Genomic DNA, 14,750 nt, shown 5'->3' with positions numbered 1-14,750 from the left:
TCCTGTATAAAAAGAAAATCAAAAAGCCTATTCTCCGTTGTCCCTCTTCTGTGAAATAGGGAGCAGCGCACAAATGTGAGCTGCTTCCTGGATGATCCTCCTATTCGTTTAAATAGGTGGTGACCCGGTTCTGGATCAGCTTCGCCACTTCTTCTGCCGTTTTCTGTCCGCTGAAGTACGCCATAGACTCTTCACCGGCAATCGATATGACTTTACTGTCCAGATCGACGTATTGATCCGCGGACTGAACAATTTGTTTAAACACGTTGAATTGTTCGTCAGATACTTTGGCCGGCTGCCCGTTCGGAAGTGTATAATCGCCGCTCCCCACCTTTTCCTGGAGGTCATTGATCAGCTTTTCATTCACGGATTTAAGCATCGAGAACCCTTCTCTTTCCTGCAGTAATTGTGCTTCTTCAGACAATAGGAAGGAAATGAACTTCCAAGCTTCTTCTTGTGCTGGCGATTTGGCATGGATCGCGAACCCGGATGATGTAAAAACCCTCGCGCCTTTTTGACCCGCGGTTTCTCCCGCTCGGGGTAACAGCATGATCTTTGGATGATCAAATAGCATATATGGGCCTTCGATAAATTGAAGCGGCGACAATATTGGGGTAGAGCTGAACAATTGATTGCCCGGCTTTGCCTCGTCGGATGTAATGATCTTGTCATCATTCATTTTCATGGCTTGCTGGAGCAAACCCACAAATTCCGGAGAGTCGAACGATGCCTCTTTGGCTGTCGTATCAACAAATGCAGCGTAGTTTTCATATAGCATCTCCTGAAAGAGGTATTCCGGCGGGTAGGACGCTAATGCATAAATCTCATCGGTACCGCTCTCCTTTGCCTTTTGGATAACTTCCTTTGAAACCTTCTCGAACTCCTTCCAATCCCAGGTTTTATCATCGAACGCCACATTAGCGTTGCCCAGCATGTCCCCATTACCGACCAATACTCTCAAGGAGTATCCCAAAGGGATGGTATACACCCCGTCATTCAGTTTCAGACCGTCCACAATATTCATTTGCAAATCGTCTTTATGGAGCGTCTGGTCTTGCTCCAGCATTTCATTCATATTGAGCAGGAAACCTTTGCTCACATATTCTTTAACAGGCAAGCCGCCAACTTCAATGATATCCATGCCTTTGCCCGATAACATGGCTGTATTCGTTGCAGTACGATACTTCTCGAATTCTCCAGGTCCCCATTGTTCACCCATGCTTTTATATGCATGGATCTGCAGGTCGATATCCGGGTATTTTTCTTCGAACTTTTTTTCGAGCGTTTCATAGAACGGACTCGACTCTGTCAGTGACAGGGTAAGCAACGTTTTCCCCTCTTTCGTTGCGGGCTTATTTACGTTCCCGCCTTCTCCTGGGCCGCAAGCGGTTAAACTCGCGATTAAAGCCCCCATAGAAATAAGTAAAAGCCATTTTTTCATCGTATGATTTCCTCCTGATATGTTCTGATTACAATGCCGCCTCGCTATTCCAAACGAACCCGGTTGCCATCCTGCAGAGGCTCTCTGCTTTTCAGAATGATTTTATCTTGTTCATAGATGCTATCCGTTTGGATCATCGTTTCTTTGTCATTCCGCTCGCTGAACTTGATGTTGACTTTTCGGGCAACAAAAACATTACCGAGTGCACCCGGCTGCTCCTCGACTACAAAAACGTACATGCCTTCCCGGTCCTGATGAACAGCTTCATTAGAAACAAGCAGCCCTTGATCGAGAGAGTTTTTCTCGATGTTAATCCGAGCCTGCTCACCTCCCTTCAGCTTGGCGTTGATGAGTTTAATACGAATTCTCTTTTGAGGGACGGTTACCGTCTCCGCTCCTTCGGTTGCCCTCTCAATCATCGGCTCCGCATTGGTGATTTCTTCGATGATGCCTTCAATGACACTGGCTTGCTGCTCTTCATCTGTCTGCACCTCTACCTCGATCCGCTCACCAACGGATATCCCGATGCTGGACAAGCGTTTTGCATCAGCACCAACGTCAAACCTGTAGCCTTGGCTGCTATTCGAGACAATGACATCCGGCTCGCCCGCAGATGCCAGTCCTTCTACCGCATTCAGCTTCGTTACAATACCGTCGAAGGGAGAGCTAAGTATCTGATCTTTTGCCAGTCGCTCTTTCATCTCGTTGATCTTGCGTTCCTGCGCAGCAATATCAAGTTTCCCTTTTTCGATTTCGCGTTTTGCGCTTCGCAGCTTAAGTTCATCCTCTTCAATAGAAGATTGAATAAACTGATCCTGAAGATTTTGCTGCTCAATTCTTTGCTTTTCCAGATTCGTTACTTCAAGTTCGATTTCTTGTCTTGCCGCTACGTTGTCATAAGCGATAAGCTTCTGTCCCTTCTTCACACGTTCACCTTCTTTTACGTGAATCTGCTGAACCTTCCAGTCGTTTGAACCGGATAGTTTAGCTTCGGCGATCGGCTGAAGTATTCCGCTTCCCTCGATCGACAGCGCAATGCCTCCCTGTTTCGGCTGTTCCGTGGTCACCTTGGGCAAGGTCAACGACTGCAGCGTGTTACTGAACAAGGTAAACAGCAGCAGCATTCCCATAAAACCCATGAACACGAATTGAAGGATTCGCTTTCGTCTTTGGTCAGCTAACCCTTTTCCAAGCTCCATATCCTTTCTTCTCCTCCTAAAAACCGCCTTGAAAAGTTACCCCTTAACACCTGACAATTGAATGCCCTCGATGAAATACGACTCCGCATACAGAAATAACATCACCATCGGGGCCATATAGAGCATGGATGCAGCAAAGGCAATCCCCCGGTCGGTATCATTAATCCTGGATAGAAAGACAGACAGCGGCTGCTTGAAGGGGTCATCCAAAAAAATAAGCGGCTGCTCCACCATGTTCCAATAATCAACGAACAGCAAGATCACAAGTGCGGCCAACCCCGGCTTGATCATCGGGACAATCATCGTCATAAAAATCCGCAAATGTCCGGCACCGTCTATTTTGGCAGCTTCAATGTAGGCATAGGGAATGTCCAGCATGAACTGTCTGAGCATGAACACGCCGAAAGCTGCGAAAATGCCGGGAACTATGATGGCGCCCGTACTATTCAGCATGCCAAGCTTATCGACCATAATATAGTTGGGTACCAGCGTGACTTGGAACGGCATGAGCATCGTCATGACATAGACCAAAAACATCGAATCCCGGCCGCGGAATTTCAGCTTGGAGAATGCATAAGCAGCCAGTGCTGCCACGATTGTCTGACCCACAATGATCGGCACCACCATGAACACGGAGTTCCAGAACATCGTCAGATACTTCGGGTTGTCGATGAACACCTTCCCATACTGTGCAAAAGACACCTTGTCGGGAATTAATTTCAGGTTTGCAAAAGAGCCATCTCTACCTGGAATCGCTTCATTCATTTGACCGATGAGACCGTAATTGATCTGGATCTCCAGTTCTGTCATCAATGAATTTGTGAATGTAATCACAATTGGTGATAGTAAGATCATGGCGATAACACCCAAGACGATTGTTAATATACTTTTTTTCAATATGTGGACGACTCGCACGAAACTTCGTTCCACCTCCTATTCCATGTACTGCCGATGTCGGCGCTCAATAGCAAACAGCACCAGGACGATTAGCAGAATACAGGCAAACATCAAGGATGCCGCTGCGGTCAGCTTCTGAATGTCGAGTGAAATGAACATATTATTCATATAGTGCTGCATCATATAAATGCTGTCGTGGGGATAGTCACCTGCGATGAGATACGTTTCCCGGAACACTTTGAATGAGTTGATAATGGACATAATCACAACAAAGAACATGGAAGAAGTCAGATAGACCAGCGTAACGCTTCGGAATTGCCTCACGCGGCCAGCCCCTTCAATCCGGGCCGTTTCGTAGTAATCCTTCGGAATTTGCTGCAGCCCGGCCAAGAATAAAATGACGTTGTAACCGATGTTCTTCCATAGATACACCATGATCACGACCAAACGTGCCGATTCCGTCTTCATCCAGTCCACGCGTCCATATCCAAAGCTGTTCAGCCATGCGTTCAGGGAGCCGTTCCAGTCAAATAGCATCTGCCAGATCATGATAATGGAGGCGACGGGCACAACAAGCGGCATAACGTAAGCAGTCCGAAGCCATTTTTGAAAATATGTATTTTTATGGAGCAGGATCGCTAACCCGAGTGACAGCATGACCATAAGCGGAACACTGACCGCGCTGAAAAAAAACGTGTTGGATGCCGCCTTGCGGAAGGAAGCACTCCCAAACAGCTCCACGTAATTATCGAGACCCGCAAAATGGCCGTCTACCGATTGGCTCATAAAGGAATAGTACACACCCATGGCAAATGGAATAAGGTAAAAGAGTGCAAATCCGATACCGCTTGGCACGAGAAAGAATATGGCCGCCGAAGCATCCTTACGGAGCCATTTGTTCATGATTATCTTGATCCATCCCTTCACTGTTAATTTAAGTCTCCCATGCTGCTGACTCCTGTCGCGCTTCCCCATGCATTCAGATTAGATAAGATTGCTTAAGAAAAAAGGGGGAAAGTATTAAAAATATCTAAAATATTCGTATAATATTGTGAGCCTAGCTCTCACTATGCCAATCAGATATTGAATCGAAAATGATGATGATAACCGTGGAATCGGAAGATAACGAGTGAAAATAAAAAAACAACGCGACCACTCACTTCGAGCGGTCCTCGCTGTTTTTTTGTAATGTGGGTCTTACGTGTGGTCAGAAATGGAAACCCTGCGGCCATATTGTTGCTATTCATTGTAAAAGCGCTCGCCGCCTGATTTCCGAAAGTGTGTGGGTCATGATAAGATCGATTTGCTCTTCATCCCCCATATAGAAAGTATGGGTCCCCGTCTGAACAAACCCCATTTTATTATAAAAGGTAATGGCATTCTCATTTTTTTCCCAAACCCCTAGCCAGATCTTCCTTAGATTGCGTTCCAACGCGATCTCTACGGCTTGATTCATTAGATATTTGCCAAGCCCCTGTTTATGAAAGCTTTGCTTGATATAGATCCGCTCGATCTCTAGGCAATCATCGCCCATTGCTTCAGACTGAGCATGCTGGGTGTTAATTTTTAAATATCCTGCAATTTCCCTACCAGCATAAATAAAATAGAATTCCGAAAAGATATTCGATAATTCTTTTTCCAATTGATTCAAATGGAAAGCTTTATCTAAGTAGGCTTTCATATTTTCAGGCGAATTTTGATCCTTAAAAGTCTCGTTAAATGTTTTAATGCTTATTTCTTGAAGCAAGCCCAGATCTTTAATCGTGCACTTTTCTATAGTTATGGTCACTTTGCTTCGTCCTCCTTCGAATACATCAATAGTGTCGCTTGTTACCCTTTTTAACAAACTCCCAGTCTTTTTCCACATTGTGTCGGACTCTTTGGAGAAGCTCGAACATGACTTCTACTTCGCTTGCAGAGAATCCGGATAGTGCAACCAAATTGGAATAATCGTTCTCCCTTTTTATTAATGGATACACATGGCTCCCTTTCTCCGTAGGAAACAGTTTTTTGATTTTTTTGTTATATTGATCTTCTCTCTTATCAATAAACCCATTCATCTCAAGCTTCTGTATAGCCCGGGCCGTTGTTGTTCGGTCGACCTTTATCATTTCAGATAATTTTTCTTGAATAATTCCTGGGTGTTCACATATTCTCACGAGGTACAAATACTGTCCTTTTGTAAGGTCGTATTGCTTAAACTCAATATTGCTTATCGAATCCAATGACCTGGCGATCATACCAATCTCACGTAGTACGTCCTTCATATATGCAACTCACGCTCTTCTCGAATTTATTCAAATGAAGCAGTAAGAGAATAGTACACTATTTTTGTTGCATTTACAACAAAAATTAAGCGCTCGTAGGTCTCGATCAAACACCAAGCCCTGCAGGATAACCATCAACCAAGGATAAGGCAAACAAATGGAACGATCATATGGTTATATTCTCCTGTAATGACCGGCCGTCAGAAATCATCGGGTTGCCGTTACTTTACATGTTCTGGCATAACTTTCTGACCGAAAAACAAATACTATTCATGAAGGAGGGGTCATCATGGTTAATATCAACCCTCTCTTTCAGCCCTTCCCTATCCGTTTGGGGCATCGCCGATGCCCACTTGCGTTTGCTTTAACGGCCGCCATCAACTTGGTGGATTGGGGCAATAATTCGCGGATAGTCGCAGGCATCCTACACCAAACCATCCTGCGCCATTTAAAATGGACTTCGCAAAAAAAGCGCCGATGGACTCGGTAAGATCCTCTAACCAAGCTCATCGGCGCTTCTCATTTCGCTGTTTATCTCGACAGCCTAACATATCTAATACGGATGTTCTTACGAAGCTCTTACAGGATCCATTCGGTTACCCTTCTACGATATCCGCCTGCAAATCAGTTGCAATTTCGATCATGAGAGGCACAAGCTCTTGATGGGAAACGGCGACATACAGCTCTCCCATGTAGTGCCTGAATGGAATCAAGGCTTCCCCATGTTTCCACATAAAGAAATCGCCTTCTACCGACATGGTGCTCTCTTCCCCTCTCACAGTGAGCTCCGTCTGATAAATAAAATCAGCTTTGGTTGAAAAATATTGTTGGCATTCTTCCAATGAAATCTCCTGATCGCCAGCGTCGGGTAGCATGGATCTCGTGATCCGAAAACGTTGATTCATTATTGATCCTCCAAAATAAAATAACTTGTATCTCCAATTACTTTCGTTAACCAGCCCTTCTCTAACGGTGGTGGTGTCGAAGCGCCACCGACTCAGCCAATACTATTCATACCACGATTGGTGAACCTCGTCTACACTGCCTTAGACTTTCCATGCCGTTCAATTAAAATCCGATTGGTATGCGAAAATTTCTTTGATATGCTGAAATCAAACATATGGAACTGGAGATGAAGCATGTATGCATAAGATACTAATCGTGGACGATGAGGCGGATCTTCGAAAGCTGCTGACCGATTACTTTGAAATCAATGGATATTTTGTCATGACGGCCAAGGACAGCCGGGAAGCTATGCGAAAAGTGGAACTAGGACCCGATCTCGTATTGCTCGATATCAACATGCCTGAGGAGAACGGCCTTGAAGTATGCGAAAGAATTAGAGGCTTTGTCTCGTGCCCCATCTTATTTCTGACCGCTCGAATCGAAGATGCCGATAAAATAGCCGGCTTTCGGGCAGGAGGTGATGACTATATCCTGAAACCTTTCAGTATTCGCGAGCTTGGCGCCAGAGTAGAAGCGCATTTGCGCAGGGAACAGCGAGTCCTAACCAAAGCCTCGGTGAGGTTTAACCATGATTTGGTCATTAATTATACGGCCCGGGAGCTCTATTTCCAGGATAAACGAATACCTCTGGCCAAAAAAGAGTTCGACATTATCGAATTGCTGTCCATGAATCCCGGCATGGTATTCGAGAAGGAGCGCATTTACGAGAAAATTTGGGGCCTGGACGAAGAAGGCGATAGCAGCGTCATCGCGGAGCATATTCGGCGAATTCGCAACAAATTCAAGGAATACGGCTGCAGCGATCGAATCGAGACGGTGTGGGGAGTAGGATACAAATGGCTAAACTCGTAAATAGGCTGCTGCTAGAAAGACTTAATTTGCTGCAATCGTTCATCCTGTTATGCATTCTTACGCTTTTTGCTGTACTGGCCATGATCACTTTGGAATTTGCCTGGGCGGAGATCCTGCGGGAGCGTTTTGGAGAGGCCGATTGGTTGCTGCCCTCCCTCGTCGCGGCGGTGCTGTTGACGGTAGCCGCGGGAATTGTCGCCATGGCCGTTCTATTTTACCGATGGAAGCTAAAACGACCGCTGACGATTCTGATGCAAGCATCCGAGAAGATCTCGGCCAACGATCTAGGCTTCAGCATCTCCTATGACAGCCGGGACGAGATGGGCGAGCTCATCGCCGTATTTGAAAACATGCGCTCACAATTGGAAATCAATTTAAAGGCGCTCTGGCGTTCGGTGGAGGAGCGCAAGCAGCTCAATGCAATTTTTGCCCATGATCTGAGGACGCCGCTGTCTGTGCTGAAAGGGTACGCCGAGTTTCTCGCCACCTATGTTCCCGAGAAGAAATTGTCGGAAGAGAAGATTCTGGACCTGATCCATACCATGAACCTTCACATCGTTCGCCTGGAGAACTATGCGGAGGCCATGAGCTCGATTCAGAAGCTGGAGGATACCCCGGTGCATCGCGATCCCGTGGATATCATCCCGTTCACGGCTTTGTTGAACGACAGTGCCAATCAAATAGCTAGTCAATTCGGCATAAACTTTGCCTCTTCCATTGATAACGCTGATTCTGAAATCAGCCTGGATGCCCATGTCGTCATGCAGGTATTCGAGAACCTGGTAGCCAATGCGGCGCGTTACGCAACCAGTCAGGTGAACGCTCGTTTTATCATTCGGGAAGCCTCTATGGATATTGCCGTCACGGACGACGGACCCGGTTTCTCGTACGAAGCCCTAAACAAGGCTGCTCTTCCCTTTTACCGCGGGGATATGTGGGATGCAACCGAACATCGTGGGCTAGGACTGTATGTTTGCAAGGTGCTTTGCGAAATACATGGCGGGAGCTTGCAGGTCGAAAACGGACCTCAAGGCGGCGGGTGCGTAACCGCAAGTTTTGGATCGTAGTTGATAAATAGTTGAAAATTATCCGATAGCATATCCTTATCTTGATTGAAGGAGTGCTATGATGCCGAAAACAATACAAAGAATGTTTACCGTAATTACCTGCCTGCTGCTAACTTGGACCGTGATGGCGGAGTCCGTATCTGCATTGGAGGACGGGGACCGCACGGAACTTTGGCGGGACATTGACGAATACATGAGCCGGAGCATGAAGGCCAACCATATCGAAGGTGCGTCCTTGTCGATCTCCTTAAACGATAAAACCTTCTATGCCAAAGGTTATGGTACGTTTGGTGAAAACCAAAGCATAACGGACGAAACCCCTCTACCCATTGCTTCGCTTAGCAAGTCCTTTACCGCATTAGCCGTTCTGCAGTTGGTGGATAAAGGCCGGATTGATCTGGAAGAGGCTTACGTTTCCTATTTTCCCGAACTGGCTCCTCAGGATCCTCGAGTTCATGACATAACGGTCCGGCATTTATTGAATCAGACCAGCGGCCTGACGGATGGCTCCAATCCCGATATGACGAGGACTCCGCAATTCCAAGCACTGCACGAGGCGAACCGGTTATTAAATGAGGTTGAACTCGCCCATAAACCTGGAACAACTTACAGCTACCACAATCCCAATTACGTGCTGTTGGCGAACCTCGTGGAAAGCATCAGTGGAGAGCGGTTTTCGGATTACCTGAATTGTCATATTTTTAAACCCCTGGGTATGAACCATACGTACAGCGTCAGCACGACGCATCAAATCAATGGGAATGAAGCGATCCCGCCGGGTCATTACTCGATTCTGGGCCGCTCCGTGAGTCGCTCAGAGCCTCTGTGGTTTATTGACGGTCCCGCAGGGATCGTTTCAACCGCGGAAGACATGTCCAGGTGGATGATTGCCCAATATAGCGGCGACCTTCTTCCCCCGGCGCTGATGAAGCAATTTCATTCAGCCGGAGAAGCTTCGCCGTACGGCATGGGTTGGCTCGCAGACCATGATCCATCGGGAGGCCGAACGATCTCCCACAGCGGTATTTTCTGGACGTACAAGTCGGAAGAAACGGTTTTTTTGGACGAGCAAATGGGGATCGCGGTGATGTTTAATTCGGGATTGAACGCATTTGTGGATTACTCGGGAATCATCGATGGGGTCGCGGCTATGATGAGGGGAGAACAGCCCAACATCTCTTTTCTTAACGATCGAAACATGTCTATGATCATGGTGGCGTTGATTCTCGCAACGCTTGTATGGGGCGGCTATGCTTCTATTCGTATTCGTCGGAAGAAAAAACGCCTTACGATCGGCATGTTCATTCTCGTATCGGTCATTAGGCTGATTCCGGTCCTCATCCTCTTGTCTCTCCCCCCATTGCTGACGTTTATCGGCGGAGGGCGCGTGCTGCCATGGTCCGGTCTTTGGACTACCCTATCGTCACCGATCATCTGGCTCGTTGTATGGTCGCTCGTCAATTTCGTGCATGTGGCTTGCTATTATAGCGTCTATGCGCATTACGCCAAGAATAGCCAATCGATGGCTAACAACCCATAATGCCACAAGTTCAACACATCGTAATGAAGAAAGGCAGCTGCATCAGCTGCCTTACGTCCTTCAACGAAGGATTCAAAGGCGAGATTGACAAAGAAAGCGGAAAAAATGCGGAATTGCATGAAGATGTGATGCTGCAATATGCCGGGACGGCTTATGTTGGGATTATTGAATGGTGGATCTCGCCGCAAGTCATGGCCAAACAAGTGGGGACCTTGTTGGAAAGAAGCCTTTAATCGGCGTACGTGCGGCCGGGGCGGCTGATCACGTAATGCACTCCAATGACACGAACATCATGCTGAAAATAAAAAAAGCCGCAATATTCACGCGACTTTCAGAAGACATACGTCTTATCTTCAGCGTATCCTTTTGGCTGTTGGCTGCTGTATGTCTGGTAATCTCCTTCAGAATAACCGATCTTTAATCGGTGCTGAACTCCAGGGTACGGGTGCATCTATGAAGCTGTCATTGTTGTTGGCCTCCCTGGTAGTCCGTCTCATCCTGGCGTACTTTGCTTCCCGCCGCCTTGGCTAACTCAAGCAGCTTGGCTGCGTCGTCCTGAGGTTTGTATCCGATTAATTCTTCCAGATAATCGATGTTATAGTAGTTATCCGTATTGGCGGAGGTTCCGTACAAATTCAAATACGTTAGTGTGTCATCTGCTTCAATGCAGCAAACGATCAGCTGAAGCATATCGCGTTCCGATATCCAGATATGTCCCGCACGCTCTGAATGAGGTCGATCGTCTCCAGGGAAGTTGCCGATTCGAATATTAATCGAAGAGATCTTGCCCTGATCTGAATAAAGCCGGCCCAGCAGTTCGATATAACATTTGCTGAGTCCGTAGAAGCTATCCGGACGATACGGATCGTCAGGCTCTACCTTTTCGTAAACCTTGTAATAACCGGTCGCATGATTGGAGCTGGCAAATATCATTCGCCGCACGCCATTCTGTGCTGCTGCCTCAAACAGCTTGTAGGCACCGCTCACATTTCCCTCCAATACCTTACCAAGAAAATCCCCGTTGTCCTTAATCCAGGCAAAATGGAGCACCGTATCGACTCCTTGCGTAAGCTCTGCCAGGCGCGTTTCGTCCACGATGTCCATCTGCACGATGCCCTGCGTATCGTCCGCCTGTATATCCGCACCGATGATGTCATACCGGCCGTCTTTTTGCAGCCCCTTGTAAATTACGTTCCCTATGGTGCCCGCCGCTCCGGTTATTAACAGTTTGCGTTTCATTCGTTTCAAGCCCCTTTCTCACTGATCGTCACGTTTTTGCTGTGCTGTTAGTTATTACCCGTTGGGCGAGGGATGTATACGATAATGTTTTGGGTTCCCGCTTGCGGAAAGCAGAAGCGGCTTATACGCACCGCACAACGGAGATGATCTAGTCAAAATGCGGCTATTCCTTTCCGGTTTGATCCAAAATTTCATGGTTAATAATGATGACATTCGGCGAAAATCCATAGTACAGCTCTGGAGGGGAGTTACCGATGAAAAACGAGGTCATTTTATCCAATACAGATCACCGCCCCTTTCCACTTCCCCATGGCCCATGGCTCATGAAGCAAGGATGGAACGATGTATTATGCGCGCATTGGCCTGTGAGCGAGAACGTTCTGAGACCCCTTATTCCCGACGGATTGGAGCTCGAAAAGCATAACGGCAGCGCCTGGCTGACCGTGATTCCTTTTCGGCTGAGTCCTTTGCGTTTGCGCGGCCTGCCTCCCATCCCTTTCGTTCAGGATTTTCTTGAGCTCAACGTTCGAACCTACGTCTCGAGAAAAGGCAAACCCGGCATTTATTTTTTCAACCTTGAGGCCTCTAACAGTTTGGCTGTCAAGGGCGCCCGTACATTCGCGCACTTACCGTACCACCATGCCCGCATGTCCATAAGACGGGACCACGATTCTTACCTGCACTATACAAGCATGCGGAGTCTACCCCAAGCGGAGGATCCGGTGTTTATCGGCTCGTACAAACCAGTGAACAACACCCTATATCATGCTGAACCAGGATCGCTGGTTCATTGGCTCACGGAGCGATACTGTTTGTTTACGACGACATCAAAGGGAAAAATCCTAACCGGGGATATCCATCATTTTCCCTGGCCGCTGCAGGAGGTTCAATTACAGCTGACGACAAACCAATTAACCCATTATCATGGATTTGAACTCCAGGGCCCGCCTGCAGTCGCGACCTATACCCGACGTCTGGAGGCATTGTTCTGGCCGTTGAGGAAATGCTGAACAGCGGTATCCCTTGAACACTCTTCATCTCAATCGATGCGCGTCTTGAAACACCGTTAAATTACAAAAAGCCGCAATGCTGCGGCTATTGTAAAGGTATGTTCTTCATAACGCGATTCCGACACTCGCATAGTCGTTAAAATTTCTCAGGGAATTGCCGCTCAATAAGTAGATTCACCCATGAGATGCTATAATGAGCAATTTATATTTCCTTGATTTTAGTCAGATCTCCGCTGCATAACGTTTCAAGATGGTCAAAAATTTTCCGAGCAGGCCAATCCCACCATTGGATGGCAAGGAGATGGTCGATGAGTTCGTCATCAAATCTTTTCTTAATAACCCTGCAAGGGTTCCCGCCTGCAATATGATAAGGGGGGACATCTTTTACAACAACCGAATTGGCCGCTATGATAGCTCCGTCGCCGATGTGGACACCGGGCATTACGGTCACGTTTTGACCAATCCACACATCGTTGCCAATGACGGTGTCGCCTTTAAGGGGTAAGTCGGCCAATGCCGGAGTCGATTTCTCCCAACCGTTGCCCATGATGTTGAATGGATAGGTAGTAACACTGCGCATTCTGTGGTTGGCGCCATTCATGACAAATTCAATCCCCTTTGCAATAGCGCAAAACTTCCCGATAATCAGCTTGTCTCCAATAAATTCATAGTGGTGCGTGACATGCTCTTCGAATTTTTCGGCACCGTTTAGATCGTCATAATAGGTATAGTCACCGACAATAATATTAGGGCGTGTCACAACGTTTTTAATATAGCAAATACTTTTAATCGCCTCATTCGGGTAGATTGCGTTAGGGTCAGGTCCATATGGCATATAGAATCCCTCCTTCGTTTTATATCAATCATGAGTTGTTCAGCGTCGTGTTCCTATCCATGAGGTCCGATACCGAGAGACAAACATTTACCTTTTCAATTTCGACGTTTAGATTGGTTATCCTGTTTGAATCCTACATAATATCACCCGAGCTCGTACCTCAAAATGAAAACATCCCATTTCCACTTTGGTGAGAATGGGATGTTTATTGATTTCATCCATGGATGATTTGCCAATTCATTTGCTTTCATATGTTTTTATTTGCTGCTTACTCACGGTTATTTTGTGCCTTGTTAACCCCGGAAGCATAATAACTGATCACGACAATACCCAAGAAAACAATGCCTGTAATCAAGGAAATCCGAGTTTCATCGTTAATCCACATACCGACCAGCACCATAAGCAAAAAAGCAATCGTCACATAGTTGGTCACCGGGGCGAAAGGCATTTTGAACGGATGATCATCCAAGGCACTCCCCTTGGTTCTTCGGAAATTGATTTGACTGATCAAAATGACGAACCACGGCACCATACCGGGAAGCACGCTGGCGCTGTACACATGCACAAACAGATTTTCCGGTGCGATATAACTTAAAAACACCCCAAGGCCCAACCCCGCGAGTACGCCGATCGTTCCCAGCAGAGGCACGCCGTTACGGGACAGTTTCGTAAATATTTTCGGTGCCTGTCCATTGACTCCTAACGTATAAAGCATGCGTCCTGCGCTAAATATCCCGCTGTTGCAGCCCGACATGGCGGCGGTGATGACAACAAAGTTGATGATTCCGGCTGCCGCAGTAATGCCGACTTTCGCAAACGTGGCAACGAACGGACTGCCGAGGGCTTGCAGCTGATTCCACGGGTAGACCGTAACAATCACAAAAATCGCGCCGATATAGAAGATCAAAATGCGCCAGATAATGCTTTGCGTCGCGCTCATTAACGTTTTTTGCGGGTTTTTGGCCTCACCTGCCGTAATCCCTATCAGCTCGACGCCTTGATAGGCTCCGATCACTAACGAGAGAGCAAAGAAAAAGCCTGACCATCCGCCGGTAAAAAAGCCTCCATGCTGCCACAAGTTAGAAAATCCGATCGCATTTCCGCCATTGCCTAATCCGAACAAAATCAGACCGAGCCCGGCAACAATCATCAAGACGATGGTTACGATTTTAATCATGGCAAACCAAAACTCGAATTCACCAAACGATTTCACGGAGAACAGGTTGGCTGCACCGAGAATCGCCATGGCGACGAGCCCCGGTATCCAAGCGGGCAAATCCGGAAACCAGTACTTCATGTACGTTCCAACGGCAATGATTTCCGCCATCCCGACGATCACCCATTGGAACCAGTTGCTCCAGGCCGTCACATAGCCCGCCAAGGGATGAATGTACTTATGGCCAAAGGTCGCAAACGATCCCGTGCTCGGTTCGATGT

General features: G+C 47.2%; 14 protein-coding genes and 1 pseudogene. 5 read left to right on the top strand and 10 right to left on the bottom strand.

The window, feature by feature from the left end:
* Positions 1 to 100 precede the first annotated feature (100 nt).
* From RB298_RS00900 to RB298_RS00870, 7 genes are all read right to left on the bottom strand, one after another.
* Positions 101 to 1,441, bottom strand: a complete 1,341-nt coding sequence (locus tag RB298_RS00900; protein WP_486045321.1) for an ABC transporter substrate-binding protein — start codon at positions 1,439 to 1,441, stop codon at positions 101 to 103.
* Between the two features lie 44 nt (positions 1,442 to 1,485).
* Positions 1,486 to 2,640 (bottom strand): efflux RND transporter periplasmic adaptor subunit, encoded by a 1,155-nt coding sequence (locus tag RB298_RS00895; protein WP_486045320.1) that lies wholly within the window; start codon positions 2,638 to 2,640, stop codon positions 1,486 to 1,488.
* A gap of 36 nt (positions 2,641 to 2,676) precedes the next feature.
* Positions 2,677 to 3,495 carry a carbohydrate ABC transporter permease gene (locus tag RB298_RS00890; protein ID WP_452515324.1) on the bottom strand — a complete coding sequence of 273 codons (819 nt, stop codon included), beginning with the start codon at positions 3,493 to 3,495 and terminating at the stop codon, positions 2,677 to 2,679.
* Positions 3,496 to 3,573: 78 nt separating this feature from the next.
* Complete coding sequence (locus RB298_RS00885; protein WP_096774578.1) at positions 3,574 to 4,440, bottom strand: carbohydrate ABC transporter permease; 867 nt, start codon at positions 4,438 to 4,440, stop codon at positions 3,574 to 3,576.
* A gap of 340 nt (positions 4,441 to 4,780) precedes the next feature.
* A complete protein-coding gene (gene paiA / locus RB298_RS00880) occupies positions 4,781 to 5,326 on the bottom strand; it encodes a spermidine/spermine N(1)-acetyltransferase (RefSeq protein WP_192571669.1) in 546 nt (181 codons plus the stop codon).
* Positions 5,327 to 5,351: 25 nt separating this feature from the next.
* Positions 5,352 to 5,804: a MarR family winged helix-turn-helix transcriptional regulator gene (locus RB298_RS00875; protein WP_192571668.1), complete on the bottom strand. Its 453-nt coding sequence runs from the start codon at positions 5,802 to 5,804 to the stop codon at positions 5,352 to 5,354.
* A 596-nt stretch (positions 5,805 to 6,400) separates the two neighbouring features.
* The gene (locus RB298_RS00870) at positions 6,401 to 6,709 is read right to left on the bottom strand and encodes a hypothetical protein (protein WP_096773990.1); all 309 of its coding nucleotides are present in this window, start codon (positions 6,707 to 6,709) and stop codon (positions 6,401 to 6,403) included.
* 238 nt (positions 6,710 to 6,947) lie between these two features.
* Here RB298_RS00870 and RB298_RS00865 point away from each other — a divergent pair, with 238 nt between their 5' ends.
* The 4 genes and pseudogenes from RB298_RS00865 to RB298_RS00850 all read left to right on the top strand — a co-directional run.
* Positions 6,948 to 7,622: a response regulator transcription factor gene (locus RB298_RS00865; RefSeq protein WP_096773991.1), complete on the top strand. Its 675-nt coding sequence runs from the start codon at positions 6,948 to 6,950 to the stop codon at positions 7,620 to 7,622.
* Positions 7,607 to 8,689 (top strand): HAMP domain-containing sensor histidine kinase, encoded by a 1,083-nt coding sequence (locus RB298_RS00860; RefSeq protein ID WP_096773992.1) that lies wholly within the window; start codon positions 7,607 to 7,609, stop codon positions 8,687 to 8,689. The genes RB298_RS00865 and RB298_RS00860 overlap by 16 nt, the downstream gene beginning before the upstream one ends.
* A gap of 61 nt (positions 8,690 to 8,750) precedes the next feature.
* Entirely contained in the window at positions 8,751 to 10,229 is a 1,479-nt protein-coding gene (locus RB298_RS00855) for a serine hydrolase domain-containing protein (protein ID WP_486045315.1), read from the top strand.
* Between the two features lie 50 nt (positions 10,230 to 10,279).
* A pseudogene (locus RB298_RS00850) lies at positions 10,280 to 10,462 on the top strand (TetR/AcrR family transcriptional regulator); the annotation flags it as partial.
* A 229-nt stretch (positions 10,463 to 10,691) separates the two neighbouring features.
* On the opposite strand, the gene RB298_RS00845 reads toward RB298_RS00850, so the two are convergent.
* Complete coding sequence (locus RB298_RS00845) at positions 10,692 to 11,468, bottom strand: NAD-dependent epimerase/dehydratase family protein (protein WP_096773994.1); 777 nt, start codon at positions 11,466 to 11,468, stop codon at positions 10,692 to 10,694.
* A gap of 254 nt (positions 11,469 to 11,722) precedes the next feature.
* On the opposite strand from RB298_RS00845, the gene RB298_RS00840 reads away from it, so the two are divergent.
* The gene (locus RB298_RS00840; RefSeq protein WP_096773995.1) at positions 11,723 to 12,478 is read left to right on the top strand and encodes a YqjF family protein; all 756 of its coding nucleotides are present in this window, start codon (positions 11,723 to 11,725) and stop codon (positions 12,476 to 12,478) included.
* Positions 12,479 to 12,680: 202 nt separating this feature from the next.
* Here RB298_RS00840 and RB298_RS00835 read toward each other — a convergent pair whose 3' ends face one another.
* Both RB298_RS00835 and RB298_RS00830 read right to left on the bottom strand, forming a co-directional pair.
* Positions 12,681 to 13,313, bottom strand: coding sequence for a Vat family streptogramin A O-acetyltransferase (locus RB298_RS00835; protein WP_096773996.1), 633 nt, complete (start codon positions 13,311 to 13,313; stop codon positions 12,681 to 12,683).
* Between the two features lie 268 nt (positions 13,314 to 13,581).
* Positions 13,582 to 14,750: amino acid permease (locus tag RB298_RS00830; protein WP_486045312.1), on the bottom strand; the 1,169-nt coding region annotated here is incomplete at its 5' end.

The sequence above is a fragment of the Priestia sp. BR_2 genome (assembly GCF_041954005.1).
GTDB classification, from domain to species: domain Bacteria; phylum Bacillota; class Bacilli; order Paenibacillales; family Paenibacillaceae; genus Paenibacillus_AQ; species Paenibacillus_AQ lautus_A.
The sequence above is the reverse complement of the archived record's forward strand: the minus strand, read 5'-3'. Positions and strand labels throughout refer to the sequence as shown.